The organism is Actinomycetospora sp. CA-053990 (genome assembly GCF_050948445.1).
Taxonomy (GTDB): domain Bacteria; phylum Actinomycetota; class Actinomycetes; order Mycobacteriales; family Pseudonocardiaceae; genus Actinomycetospora; species Actinomycetospora callitridis.
The window spans coordinates 1,299,154-1,311,698 of sequence record NZ_CP192043.1 but is presented as its reverse complement, the minus strand read 5'-3'; the positions used below and the strand labels follow the sequence as shown (position 1 = coordinate 1,311,698).

Annotated in this window: 11 protein-coding genes and 1 pseudogene; 7 read left to right on the top strand and 5 right to left on the bottom strand. The window is 73.9% G+C overall.

Annotated elements, in window-relative coordinates; all coding sequences use genetic code 11:
- The first annotated feature begins 71 nt into the window (after positions 1-71).
- The 5 genes and pseudogenes from ACQPYN_RS06795 (at position 72) to ACQPYN_RS06775 (ending at position 3,988) form a co-directional block, all read left to right on the top strand.
- On the top strand, positions 72-662 hold the full coding sequence (locus ACQPYN_RS06795; protein ID WP_433034931.1) for a TetR/AcrR family transcriptional regulator: 591 nt from the start codon (positions 72-74) through the stop codon (positions 660-662).
- Positions 663-737: 75 nt separating this feature from the next.
- Positions 738-1,937, top strand: a pseudogene (locus ACQPYN_RS06790) (HAD-IC family P-type ATPase); the annotation flags it as partial.
- Complete coding sequence (locus tag ACQPYN_RS06785; RefSeq protein WP_433038761.1) at positions 1,841-3,253, top strand: HAD-IC family P-type ATPase; 1,413 nt, start codon at positions 1,841-1,843, stop codon at positions 3,251-3,253. The pseudogene ACQPYN_RS06790 and the gene ACQPYN_RS06785, both read left to right, overlap by 97 nt.
- Positions 3,254-3,447: 194 nt before the next feature.
- A complete protein-coding gene (locus tag ACQPYN_RS06780; RefSeq protein WP_433034928.1) occupies positions 3,448-3,666 on the top strand; it encodes a hypothetical protein in 219 nt (72 codons plus the stop codon).
- Complete coding sequence (locus ACQPYN_RS06775; RefSeq protein ID WP_433034925.1) at positions 3,656-3,988, top strand: hypothetical protein; 333 nt, start codon at positions 3,656-3,658, stop codon at positions 3,986-3,988. The genes ACQPYN_RS06780 and ACQPYN_RS06775 overlap by 11 nt, the downstream gene beginning before the upstream one ends.
- 38 nt (positions 3,989-4,026) lie before the next feature.
- On the opposite strand, the gene ACQPYN_RS06770 is transcribed toward ACQPYN_RS06775, so the two are convergent.
- Positions 4,027-6,162 carry a molybdopterin-containing oxidoreductase family protein gene (locus ACQPYN_RS06770; RefSeq protein WP_433034922.1) on the bottom strand — a complete coding sequence of 712 codons (2,136 nt, stop codon included), beginning with the start codon at positions 6,160-6,162 and terminating at the stop codon, positions 4,027-4,029.
- 204 nt (positions 6,163-6,366) lie between these two features.
- Here ACQPYN_RS06770 and ACQPYN_RS06765 point away from each other — a divergent pair, with 204 nt between their 5' ends.
- Positions 6,367-7,368 (top strand): helix-turn-helix domain-containing protein, encoded by a 1,002-nt coding sequence (locus ACQPYN_RS06765; RefSeq protein ID WP_433034919.1) that lies wholly within the window; start codon positions 6,367-6,369, stop codon positions 7,366-7,368.
- Between the two features lie 117 nt (positions 7,369-7,485).
- On the top strand, positions 7,486-7,809 hold the full coding sequence (locus ACQPYN_RS06760; RefSeq protein WP_433033058.1) for a hypothetical protein: 324 nt from the start codon (positions 7,486-7,488) through the stop codon (positions 7,807-7,809).
- 75 nt (positions 7,810-7,884) lie between these two features.
- Here ACQPYN_RS06760 and ACQPYN_RS06755 read toward each other — a convergent pair whose 3' ends face one another.
- The 4 genes from ACQPYN_RS06755 to ACQPYN_RS06740 are packed head-to-tail and all read right to left on the bottom strand — an operon-like array spanning position 7,885 to position 12,543.
- Positions 7,885-9,522, bottom strand: coding sequence for a flavin-containing monooxygenase (locus ACQPYN_RS06755; RefSeq protein ID WP_433034916.1), 1,638 nt, complete (start codon positions 9,520-9,522; stop codon positions 7,885-7,887).
- 45 nt (positions 9,523-9,567) lie between these two features.
- Entirely contained in the window at positions 9,568-10,482 is a 915-nt protein-coding gene (locus ACQPYN_RS06750) for an alpha/beta hydrolase (RefSeq protein WP_433034913.1), read from the bottom strand.
- Positions 10,483-10,516: 34 nt separating this feature from the next.
- Complete coding sequence (locus ACQPYN_RS06745) at positions 10,517-11,380, bottom strand: MaoC family dehydratase (RefSeq protein ID WP_433034910.1); 864 nt, start codon at positions 11,378-11,380, stop codon at positions 10,517-10,519.
- Complete coding sequence (locus ACQPYN_RS06740; protein WP_433034907.1) at positions 11,377-12,543, bottom strand: class I adenylate-forming enzyme family protein; 1,167 nt, start codon at positions 12,541-12,543, stop codon at positions 11,377-11,379. Before ACQPYN_RS06740 ends, ACQPYN_RS06745 begins: the two co-directional genes overlap by 4 nt.
- Positions 12,544-12,545 lie beyond the last annotated feature (2 nt).

Genomic DNA, 12,545 nt, shown 5'->3' with positions numbered 1-12,545 from the left:
TTCCTCTCGTCGAGAGCCACGGTCGCATACTTGTCGGTTGACACGCAAGTGACTGCGCTACGCTCACCGCCATGCCCACCCAGCAGGAACGTCGGGAGCGCACCGAGGCGGCGCTCGTGGCCGCGGCCGCCGAGCTGGTGGTCGAGTCCGGGGTCCGCGCGCTCACGCTCGCGAAGGTCGGCGAGCGGGCCGGGTACAGCCGCGGCATCGTCACCCACCAGTTCGGCTCCAAGCAGGGCCTCGTCGACGCCCTCTCCCGCGCGATCCAGGGCGGTTTCGTCCCGGGTCTCGAGGAGATGCCGCCGGGCCTCGAGCGGCTGCTCGCGCTCGTCGACGGGTACCTGCACGCGCTCACCGGCCTCGGCACCGCCAACCGCGCCTTCCTGCTGCTCTGGGCCGAGGCCGCGACCGCCTCCGAGCTCGCGGCGACCTTCCGCGAGCGCGACCGCGGCTTCCGCGCCGACCTCCGCGAGGACGTCGAGGCCGGCGTCACCGCGGGCGAGGTCCGCGCGGACGTGGACCCGGACGCCGTCGCGGTGGCCGTCGTCGGCCAGCTGCGCGGCATCGGCATGCAGCGCCTGCTCGACCCCGAGGGCGTGGACACCGAGCGCCTGCGCGCCCAGGTGCCCGCCCAGTGGCGCCGCGCCCTGCAGCCCGGCTGACCCGCCCCTTCAGGTCCGCTCCAGGTCCGGCCGGGATCATGGCCGCGTGCGAGGGGACGAGCGGGGGACGACGGGATGACGACGACGGCGGCCGTCGAGGGCCTCACCGAGGCCCGGGCGCGCGAGCTCGTGCGGGAGGGAAAGGCGAACGCCCCGGTCTCCGGCTCCGGGCGCACCACCGCGCGCATCCTGCGCACGACCGTCTTCTCGTTCTACAACAACACGCTCTTCGTGATCGGGTTCGCGCTGCTCGCGCTCGGGCGCTACAGCGACGCGCTGGTCAGCGTGGGGCTCGGCATCATCAACGCGGCCCTCGCGGCGTTCCAGGAGCTGCGCGCCAAGCGCCAGCTCGACCGGCTGCAGCTCCTCGCGCGCGAGCCCGTGACGGTGGTGCGCGACGGCGCGGACCGGTCGGTGCCGCCGTCGGAGGTGGTCGTCGGCGACCTCGTGCGGCTGCGCAGCGGCGGGCAGATCGTCGTGGACGGGCCGCTGGTCGACGGCCGTCTGGAGGCCGACGAGTCCCTGCTGACCGGCGAGTCCGACCCCGTCGCGAAGGCGGTCGGCGACCCGCTGCTCTCGGGCAGCTCCTGCTCCGGCGGCGAGGGACTGCAGCGCGCCGAGGGCGTCGGCGTCGACAGCCACGCCGGCCGCCTGACGATCGCCGCACGGGAGGACACCACCGGGCTCACCCCGCTGCAGCGGCGCATCGACCTCGTGGTGCGCCTGCTCATCCTGCTGGTCCTGCTCATGAGCGGCGCGATCCTCGCCCAGGCCGCACTCGACGGGTCGACGGTGCTGCGCTTCGTGCAGACCTCCGCCGTGCTCTCGGGCCTCGTGCCCTACGGCCTGTTCTTCCTCATCGCCGTCGCCTACGCGGTCGGGGCCGCGCGCATCGGCGGGCGCGGGGCGCTCGTGCAGCAGACCAACGCCGTCGAGGCGATCAGTCGCGTCGACGTCGTGTGCACCGACAAGACCGGCACGCTGACCAGCGGCCGGCTCGCCCTGGTGGAGGTCGTGCCCGCGGGGGGCGACGAGGCGGGCGCGCGGGCGCTGCTCGGCACCGTCGCCCGCTCGGTGGCGAGCACCAACGCCACCACCACCGCCCTGGCCGCGGACACCTCGCTGCCCGGTGAGCCCGCCGAGGTGCTCGACGAGGTGGAGTTCCGCTCGTCGCTGCGCTGGAGCGGGATCACGCTCGCCGACGGCACCGCCCTCGTCCTCGGCGCACCGTCCACGGTGCGTCCCGCCCTGGCCGACGCCGCGGTGGTCTCCGACGACGCGGTGCGCCGGCGCACGGGCGAGGGCCTGCGCGTGCTCGTGCTGGCGCGCGGGGAGGGCGCGCTCCACGACGCCGACGGACGGCCCCGGCTGCCGCGCCTGCGCGCGGTCGCGCTCGTCGCGCTGGCCGACGAGCTGCGCGAGGGCGTCACCGACGTCCTCACCGGCCTCGCCGCCGAGGGGTCGCGGTCAAGGTCGTCTCCGGCGACGACCCCGACACCGTCGCCGCCCTCGCCCGCCGCGCGGGGCTCGACGCGCCCGCGATCGCCGGCCCGGCGCTCGCCCGGCTCGAGGGCTCCGACACCGACGCCTTCGACGAGGCCGTCGACACCCACGGGGTCTTCGGGCGGATCGCCCCGGAGCAGAAGGAGCAGATCGTCGCGTCCCTGGCCCGCCGCGGGCACCAGGTGGCGATGGTGGGCGACGGCGTCAACGACGCCCGCGCGCTCAAGCGCGCGCAGGTCGGGGTGGCGATGCGCTCGGGCAGCTCGGTGACCCGGGACGTCGCCGACATCGTGCTGCTCGACGACTCGTTCGCCACCCTGCCCCCGGCCCGCACCGAGGGCCGCCGGATCATCGCCGGCGTCGGCTCGTCGATGTACCTGTTCCTGTCGCGGGTGGTGACGCAGATGCTCGTCATCCTCACCGTGACGCTGCTCGGGCTCGGCTTCCCCTACACGCCCACGCAGGTGGGGCTCACGCTGTTCACCGTCGGCGTGCCGACCTTCTTCCTGACGCTGTGGGCCCGCCCGAAGCCGCCCGACGACGACCTGCTGGCGTCCCTGGCGCGGTTCGTCCTCCCCGTCGGCGTGCTCACCGCCGGCTTCGCCACCGCGATCTACGCCTACCTCTACCGCCAGATCGCCGACGGCTTCACCGGCACGCCGTACCCGCAGGCGATCAGCCTGTTCGAGCAGTACACCGGCCTGACCTACGGGGAGGACGCCGACTTCGTCGAGGCCTCGGCCACCCTCGGCGCGCAGTCCGCGATGTCGGTGTTCGTCTCGAGCACCGCGATCGTGCTCATCCTGCTGCTCGAGCCCCCGCACCGGATCTTCACGGCCTGGGCTCCCGTGAGCAGCGACCGCCGTCCCACCTGGCTCGCGCTGGGTCTCTTCGCGGCGTTCGCCGTCGTGCTCGTCGTCCCGGCCACCCGTGAGTACTTCGGGCTCACCGCGCCCGACCCGCCCGTGCTGCAGATTCCCGGGATCGCCCTGGTGCTGTGGTTCGTCACGCTGAGCGTCGCGCTGCGGTACCGGGTGCTCGAACGCGTCCTCGGCCTCCGCCCGCGACCGGCCGCGACCACTCCCTGACCGGACGAGCGCTCAGCCGATGAGGTGCTTTCTCGGTACAGGCCGCCCTCGCGTGGCGACCGGGGCGTGATCTGGACCACCATCGCGGGTGCCGTGTTCAGTCCGTGAGCGACGGCCGTCCCTCCGTACTCGTCCGGTGACGCCCCGAGTGGTCCCGAGTACGGCCCCGGTGGTGGATCAGGAGGTCCCCGCCCATGTGGCACCTGCACTGGCGTGCTGACGCGCGCCACCCCCACGGCGTCGACACGGTCGACGGTGGGAGCACGACCGGCACCGACGGCCGGCTCGGTCGTCGTCGGCGCGCGAGCGGCTCGGCGCCGTCGCGCGGCACGTTCCAGCACATCCGGAGCGACACCCCGGACGCGGCCAAGGCCGCCGACGTTCCCGAGTCGGTGCGTGTCCGTGGCCGCTGACCTCGACGCCGACACCCTCGCCTTCACCCTCGCGAATCCCGGCGCCGAGACCTGCCGGGAGGTCGCGCGCGCCCTCGCGCCCTACACGCGTCCCGACCGCGGGCTGGTCCTCTCCGGCTCGGCGGCCGCGGCGCTCGCCGAGGTCTTCCGCCGCCTCGCCCGCGACGGGGAGGTGCCCGACGTCGCGGTCCGGGCCGCCCGGCGGCTCCTCACCGACCTCGCCGATGCCGAGACCCCGGACCGGGCCGAGACCTCGACGGGCACGGCCCCCACCCCGCGGTCACCGAGCGACCGGGACCCGGAGGTCCTGGCCGCCCGGTGACCGGGCAATCACACCGGGGCCACTCAGACCGGGGCAACTCACACCGGGGTGACCTCGACCCGCGTGTCCGAGAACGTCGGGGCGTTGCCGAGGTCGGCGAAGGCGAACGGGTTGACCGCGTTCACCGTGCTGCCGTCCTTGGCGTTCTTCGCCCACGAGCCCATCGGGCACACGACGACGCCGACCGAGACCTCGTCGGAGACGTCGGCGAGCGCGACGAACCGGCCGCGGTCGTTGGACACCTCGACGTAGCGCCCGTCGGTGATGCCGCGCGCCTCGGCGTCGGCGGGGTGGATGGTCACCTTCTGCTCGCCCTGCACGCGCTTCTGCATCGCCTGGTCGCCCGCGCTGGAGTTGATGTAGGCGTGCGACTTCGGTGAGAGCAGGTTGAGCGGGTAGACCTCGCCGGTCTCGCGCGGCGCGATGTAGTGCGGCAGCGGGTCGACGGTGCCGCCGGGCTGGAACTCCTCGTAGAGCTGCCGGAACAGCGGGACGACGAAGTTGCCGGCCGCCTCGAGCGCCGACGACCGGAACTCGGTCTTGCCCGAGGGCGTCGGGAAGTTGCCCTCGGCGTGCGGGGCGTACGCGTCGGGGCCCGGCAGGTTCAGCCGCGCCCACCCCGTCTCGCGCAGTGACTCGAGGGTGATGCCCTCCATCGCCGGCGCCGACCAGTCGTAGGCCTGCGCCAGCAGCTCCTCGTCGGTCAGGCGGAAGTACTCGTCGTCGAAGCCCATCCGGGCCGCGAGCCGCCGGAACAGCTCGGTGTTGGGGATCGACTCCCCCTCCGGCTCGACGGCGGGGACGTTGAGGGTGACGTAGAAGTGGCCCCAGCTGAACATGAGGTCGTGCTGCTCGAGCTGGGTCGTCGCGGGCAGGACGATGTCGGCGTAGCGCGCGGTGTCGGTGAGGAACTGGTCGCTGACCACCGTGAACAGGTCCTCGCGGGCCAGCCCCCGCGCGATCTTCTCCTGCTCGGGGGCCACCACCATCGGGTTCGAGTTGTAGACCATGAGGGCCGTGACCGGCGGGTCCAGCGGCATCTCGCCAGTCAGCGCCTGCCCCAGCAGGAACTGGTTCACGACCCGCGTGCCCGGGGTGGCGAGCTCGGGGTGGATGAACGCCGGCCAGTTCACCGGGTGCGCCCAGAGCGGCAGCTGCAGCAGCCCGCCCCCGACGTGGCGCCAGGCGCCGACGAGCGCAGGCAGGCACGCGAGCGACCGCACGGTCTGGCCGCCGCCGGCGTGACGCTCGATCGCGACGCCGATGCGGATGACGGCCGGGTCGGTGGTGGCGTACTCGCGGGCGAGCGTGCGGATGTCCTCGGCGGGGACGCCGGTCTCCTCCGACGCCCACTCCGGGGTGGCCGTGCGCACGCGCTCGGCGAGCTCGTCGAACCCGACGGTGTGGTCGCGGACGTAGGCCTCGTCGTGCAGGCCCTCGCTGATGATCACGTTCATCATCGCCAGCGCGAGGGCGCCGTCGGTGCCGGGCCGCAGCGGGATGTGCCAGTCGGCCCGCTGCGCGGTGCGGTGACGCACGGGGTCGATGCAGACGACCTTCGCGCCGCGCTTCTGGGCCTCGGCGATCACCGGCCAGAGGTGCAGGTTCGTCGAGATGGTGTTCGACGCCCAGATGATGATGTAGCGGGCGTGGACCAGGCTCTCCGGGTCGACGCCCGCGGTCGCCCCGATGGTGGCCACGTGGGCGGTGCAGGAGCCCGAGTCGCAGTACGTGCGCTCGGTGATCGTCGCGCCGAGCTTGTGGAAGAAGGCGTCGCCCACCGACAGGCCGTTGAGGATGCCCTGGGTGCCGAGGTAGCTGACCGGCATGACGGTCTCGGGACCGTGCTCGGCGATCCTCGCCCGGAAGGTGTCGGCGATGGTGTCCAGCGCCTCGTCCCAGGAGATCTCCTCGAACCGGCCGCTGCCCTTGGGCCCGGTGCGCCGCATCGGGTGCAGCACGCGGTCGGGGCTGTAGGTCTTCTCCTGGTAGTTGTTGACCTTCACGCACAGCCCGCCGCGGGTGAACGGGTGCTCCGGGTCGCCCGCGACCTTCGTCGCGCGGCCGTCCTCGACGGTGACGAGCATGGCGCAGGTGTCGGGGCAGTCGTGCGGACACGCGGCACGCACGGTGGTCGTGGTGGGCGTGATCGGCAGGTCGTCCAGTGCGGTCACGGGCGCTCCCGGGGTCGGCGCGAGTGGTGGTGCCTCGCTGTGGTGGTGGTCCGGGCGGTCGGCGACGACCGTCACACCGGAGCCTGGCCGCGCCCGGGGTCGGGCGCTTGTCGCTGCGCGACGGATCGGGCACGCAGGGTTTGACCACGACGGGGTGGGCTTCTAGCGTCGGAGAACCCCGTCGATCCCCTCTGCGAGCCGCCCGTGGCGACCACCACACGCCCCGTGGGCCCGTTCCCACGGCCCCGCGCGGTGTCGCACGTCCCGGACGCGACCGACGTGCACGGGGCGACCGACCGCCTCGACGGCTGGCGCGACCTGATCCGCGAGCACTTCGTCGCCCTCGACGTGAACGCGCAGCGGGACACCCCGTTCGACGGCGCCGTCCGCAGCAGCCTCGTCGGGCACCTCGCCGTGGCGACGGTCGACTCGACCGACCAGGAGTGCGTCCGCACGCCCGGCCTGGCCCGGCACGATCCCGACGACTACCTGCAGGTCGGGCTCATCGCCCGGGGTCACGCCGTGGTGCGCCAGGACGGCCGGGAGGCCCCGCTGGGCCCCGGGGCCTGGTCGGTCTACGAGACGGGACGGCCGTTCGCCTGGAGGTTCCACGGACCGTGGCGGATGCTCGTGTTCACCTGGCCCCGCGACCTGCTCGGCATCTCGCCCGACACCTCCCGCGCCGCGACGGCCCGGGCGCTCGGCGGTGACCGCCTCGGTGGGATCGTCGGCCGGACGCTCGCGGACGTCGTCGCCGCGCCGCCGGAGCTCTCCCCCGCCGCGGCCGAGCGCCTCGCGACCGAGCTGGGCGACCTCGTGGGCACCGTGGTGGGCGAGGCGCTGCGCCGCGACGAGATCACGGGGACCCGCGGGGCGGCCGACCTGCGCGCCCGCGTGGAGGCGTTCGTCGCCGAGCACCTCGAGGACCCCGACCTCAGCCCCGAGACGATCGCCCGCGCGCACTTCGTCTCGACCCGCCAGCTGCACCGCGCCTTCGCCGACGCCTCGACGACGGTGAGCCGCCTCGTGCGCCGGCGACGCCTCGAGCACGGGCGCCGCGAGCTCGCCGACCCGCGCCTGGGCGGCGTCTCGGTCACCGACGTCGCCCTGCGCTGCGGCTTCGGCGACCTCGCCTCGTTCAGCCGCGCGTTCAAGGAGACGTTCCACGAGCCGCCGAGCACCTTCCGGCGTCGTCATGGAGCGTGATCGCTCCCTCGCGGAGAAAATTGTCGGTCGTCGCGGAACATCCCCAGCTCCTCGCGTCGTCACAGTGCCGAGAGCCCACCCGCCGGGCACCACGAACAGACCGAGAGTGAGCACACCATGAGCGCCGAGACCTACTCCTTCAGCAACGGCACCGTCTACCACGCCGACGGCACCGTGGCCGGCACCTACACCACCGACACCAACGGCAACATCGACTCCGTGTCCACCGACGAGGACGGCAACGGCGCCGTAGACACCGTCATCGCCGACACCGACCACAACGGCTCCTTCGAATCCGCCGTCGTCGACACCGACGCCGACGGCTACGGCGAGGTCGTCCTGGTCGACACCGACAACGACGGCGACTTCGACACCTCCGCGGTCGACACCAACGCCGACGGCACCTTCGAGACCACCGCCTACGACCCCAACGGATTCTGACCCGTGAGCGAAGTTCCCGGCTATAGCCGGGAACTTCGCTCACGTAGGGACGCGCGGTGCAGGGCCCGGGCGCGCTCAGGGCGCCGAGAACGCGAACCCGGGATAGCCGTCGGCGGCGAGCTGGTCGCAGTGCTGACGGTAGGCCCCCACGCCGCCGATGTAGGCCATGAACACCCGCGGCTTGCCGGGCACGTTGGCGCCCATGTACCAGGAATCGGCCTGCGGGTAGAGCGTGTAGTCGCCGACCTCGCGGACGTGGTCGGTCCAGGCCCGCTCGGCCTCCTCGGTGGACTCGACGACGGTGTCCCCGCGCTGGTGGGCGTGGTGGACGGCGTCCGCGACGAAGTCCACGTGCTGCTCGATCGACACCATCATGTTCGACAGCACCGACGGGCTGCCGGGCCCGGTGATCGTGTAGAGGTTCGGGAACCCGGCGACCTGCAGGCCGAGGTGGGAGACGGGGCCGTCGGCCCACTTGTCGGTGAGCGCCCGTCCCGCCCGCCCGCGGATGTCGATCGCGGCCAGCGACCCGGTCATGGCGTCGAACCCGGTGGCGAACACGAGGTCGTCGACCTCGTACTCCCGCTCGCCGGTGCGCACGCCGCGCTCGGTGACCTCGGTCAGCGGGGTCTTCTTCAGGTCGACGAGGTGCACGTGCTCGCGGTTGAACGTCGCGTAGTACCCGGAGTCGAGGCACGGCCGCTTGGTGCCGAACGGGTGGTCGCGCGGGCACAGGGTCTCGGCGGTCTCCGGGTCGTCGACGATCTCGCGGATCTTGTCGCGGACGAACTCGGCGGCGGTCTCGTTGGCGGCGGCGTCGACGATGCTGTCGGTGTACGAGGTGAGCAGCCCGACCAGGTTGCGGCCCCACGTCGACTCGTACTGCGCGCGGCGCTCCTCCGGATCGACCTCCAGCGCCGACCGCGTGGCCTCCGGCACGGGGACGCCGAAGCCCGACTCCCGCGCCGCGCGGCGGTGCTCGGGGTAGGTCCGCTTGCGCTGCGCCTGGGCCTCGTCGGAGAGCGGGGCGTTGTTCGCCGGCATGCTGAAGTTCGCGGTCCGCTGGAAGACCGTGAGGTCGGCGGCCTCGTCGGCGATCAGGGGGATGGCCTGGATGCCCGACGAGCCGGTGCCGATCACGGCGACGCGGCGGCCGGTGAAGTCGACGCCCTCGTGCGGCCAGTGCGCGGTGTGCAGGGTCCGTCCCGCGAACCGGTCGATGCCCGGGATCTCCGGCAGCTTCGAGGTGGACAGGCACCCGGTGGCCATCACCAGCTGCTCGGTGTCCCACCGCTCGCCCGACTCCGTCGTCACCGTCCAGCGGCCCTCGGCGTCGCGGAAGTGCGCCGAGGCGACGCGGGTGTCGAGCCGGACGCCGTCGCGCAGGCCGAAACGGTCGGCCACGTGGTGCACGTAGCGCAGGATCTCGGGCTGCGTCGGGTACTTCTCCGACCAGTCCCACTCCTGCTCGAGCTCCGGGGAGAACGAGTAGGAGTACTCCATGCTCTCGACGTCGCAGCGCGCGCCCGGGTAGCGGTTCCAGAACCAGGTGCCGCCGATGTCGCTGCCGGCCTCCAGCACGACCGCGTCGAGCCCGAGACCGCGGAAGCGGTGCAGCATGTAGAGACCGGACAGACCGGCGCCGACGACGAGGGCGTCGACGCGACGGACGGCGGTGTCGGGGCGGGTGGACTGCGCGAGGGTGTCGGTCACTGCGGTCACCTCCGGGTGAGCGGGCCCTACTCGGAACGGCGGAGCTCAGGACGTCAGGTGCTTCGCGATCTGCTCGACGACGAAGTCCATCCCGACGGCAGCGCCGGGCAGGGTCAGCAGGGTGAAGAAGCCGTGCATCTGGCCGGGGACGAGCAGCGTCGCGACGCTGGTCCCGGCCTCGGAGAGCCGGTCGGCGTAGGCCTGGCCCTCGTCGCGCAGCGGGTCGTGCTCGGCGAGCAGGACGGCCGCGGGGGGCAGCCCGCCGAGGTCCTCGGCGCGCAGCGGCGACGCGTCGGGCTCGCCCCGCTGCGCGGGGTCGGGGGCGTAGTGGCCCCAGAACCAGATCATGGCGGCGCGGCTGACGAGCAGCTGGTTGGCGGGGTCGACGTACGACGCCCGGTCGACGTTCGCGTCCGTGACGGGGTAGACGAGCACCTGCCCGGCGAGCGACGGGCCGCCGGCGTCACGGGCGCGGCGGGCCACGATGGCGGCGAGGTTCCCGCCCGCCGAGTCGCCCGCGACGACCACCGGGACGCGCCCGCCGGCGAGGGTCTCGACGTGCTCGTCGACCCAGCGCAGCGCCGACCACGCGTCGTCGACCGCGGTGGGGTACCGGTGCTCGGGCGCGAGCCGGTAGTCCACGAGCACCACGACGCAGCCGGTGCGCACGGCGAGGGTGCGCCCGAGCGTCTCGAACTCGTCGAGCGCCCCGATCACCCACCCGCCGCCGTGGTAGTAGACGACGACGCCGCGCGGCGTGCCCTCGGGCACGATCACCCGCATCGGGACCGGCGCGTCGGCCGGCTCCACGACGTGCTCGACGTCCGGCCCCGGCCCGTACATCTCGGCCAGCGCCGGCCCGAGGTTGCGGGCCTGCTCCGGGGTCATGTCGCTGATCGGGGGGAGGCCGCTCTCCCCCAGCTGCGTCAGCAGCGCCGTGCTCGCCTCGTCGAGAGCCATGCACCCGTCCCTTCGCTACCAAACGGCCGTTAGTTTAGGGGGGCGTGGTCCCGCTCACAACGGGTCGGCCCCACCGCGCGTGCCCGGTCACCGCCGCCCGGCCGTCGGCGTGCCGCAGGGCGAAGGATCCGTCGTCGTACGCGACGGGCGTGACGACGTCGCCCGCGACCACCGTCGCGCGGAAGCGGGCGTCGAACCCGAGCAGCGCCGCGTCCGGGTGGCGGGCGGTGAGGAAGCCCAGCGCGTAGGCGAGGTTCGCCGGGCCCTGGTTGACGCAGGCCCGCCCGAACCCCAGGGCGGCCGCGGCGTCGGGGTCGAGGTGGATGGGGTTGGGGTCGCGCAGCAGCAGGGCCATCAGCTTCATCTCGTCCGCGCGTACGGTGAGCGGCTCGCCGGCGTACCCGGGACCGGTGTGTCCGGAACCGGTGGGGGCCGACGCCGACGTCTCGGTCCTTGGGCCCTCCGGCGGCGCCGGCACGTCGCGGCGCGGCAGCAGGAAGCCGTAGGTCGCGGTGAGCACCGGGGCCCCGTCGCCCCGGACGAGGTCGAGCACCACCTCGACCTCGTCGACGACGCCGAGCAGGCGGGAGCGGCGCCGCCGGACCGTGGTGACCCCGCCCCGCACCTCGTGGTCGACGTCGAGCGCCAGGGGCTCCGCGCACCGGGCGCCGAACGTGCCGAGCAGCGGCCCGGAATCCAGCGGGCAACCGAGGGTCTCGAACAGTGCGGCGAGGGTCAGGCCCATGCCCCGCTGCGGCGCGAGGAACGCCCAGATCGGGTGCGGGCGCGGCGACCGGGGCGACCGCACGGCGTCGTGCAGGAGCAGGCTCTCGTAGCCCTCGACGCGGCAGGTGCCCCCGGGCAGCCGGAGGCCGGCGAGGTCCGCGGGCGCCGTCACACGCGGCTCGCCGGGCGCGGCGCCTCGGTGATCCCGGCCGCGGCCAGCTCCTCGGCGATCCGGGCCCGCAGCGCCACCTTGCGGATCTTCGTGCCGGACATCGGCCACTCCGCGACGAAGCGCACGTAGCGCGGCACGCGGAAGCTCGCGATGCGCCCGACGCAGTGCGCGATGAGCTCCTCGGCGGTGGCGGACGCCCCGGGGGCGAGCTGCACGAACGCCGCCGGCACCTCCACGTAGCGCGCGTCCGGGGCGGCGACCACGGCCACCACCCCGACCGCGGGGTGGGTGAGCAGGTGGTTCTCGATCTCGGCGGCCGACACGTTCTCGCCGCCGACCTTGAGCATGTCCTTGAGCCGGGTGCGGAACGTGACCCGCCCGTCGGCGTCGACGGTGACGACGTCGCCGGTGTGCACCCAGCCCTGCGCGTCGATCGTCGCGGCCGTCGCACCCGGGTCGCGGAAGTAGCCGTCGAACGCCGTCGGGCCCCGGAAGAGCAGCTCACCGGGGGTGTCGGGCGGCAGGTCGGCGCCGGTGTCCGGGTCGACGACGCGCACCGCCATGCCCGGCATCGGGTGCCCGCCGGTGGTCAGGCGCGCCTCGAGCGGGTCGTCGAGGCGGCCGAGGGCGAGGAACGCGGACGACTCGGTCATCGCCACGCAGGAGACGTGCACGGCCTGCGGCACCCGCGCCGCCATCGCCCGCAGCCGCTCGGGGACGCCGACGGCCATGACGAGCCGGATGCGGTGCAGGTCCCGCTCGGGCCAGTCGGGCCGGTCGAGCACCGGCAGCCAGATCGTCTCGAAGGCCGCCAGCGCCACCGTGATCCGCTCGGCCTCGAGCAGGGCGGGGGTGGACGCGGGGTCGAAGTGCCCGGGGTGGACGAACGCCGCGCGCGCGGTGAGCGCGGCGACCGCGAACGTGATCCCGCCGCCGTGGAAGAGCGGGATGGCGGTCCAGATCCGGTCCGCGGGGGTGAACGCCATCCGCTCCGCGATCCCGGCCGCGAGCCGCACCAGCGCCTCGTGCGAGAGCAGCGCGCCCTTCGGCGCGGCGGTGGTGCCGGAGGTGTAGACGAGTACGGCGGGGTCGCGGACGCGGGTACCGGCCTCGGCCCTCGCGACCTCGGCCGCCTCCCCGCCGGCGAGGTCGGCGAGCGTCACCA

Bases quoted from the DNA above. Each gene is read 5' to 3' on its own strand.
- ACQPYN_RS06795 (WP_433034931.1), top strand. From the start codon at position 72: ATGCCCACCCAGCAGGAACGTCGGGAGCGCACCGAGGCGGCGCTCGTG.
- ACQPYN_RS06760 (WP_433033058.1), top strand. From the start codon at position 7,486: ATGAGCGCCGAGACCTACTCCTTCAGCAACGGCACCGTCTACCACGCC.
- ACQPYN_RS06750 (WP_433034913.1), bottom strand. From the start codon at position 10,482: ATGGCTCTCGACGAGGCGAGCACGGCGCTGCTGACGCAGCTGGGGGAG.
- ACQPYN_RS06780 (WP_433034928.1), top strand. From the start codon at position 3,448: ATGTGGCACCTGCACTGGCGTGCTGACGCGCGCCACCCCCACGGCGTC.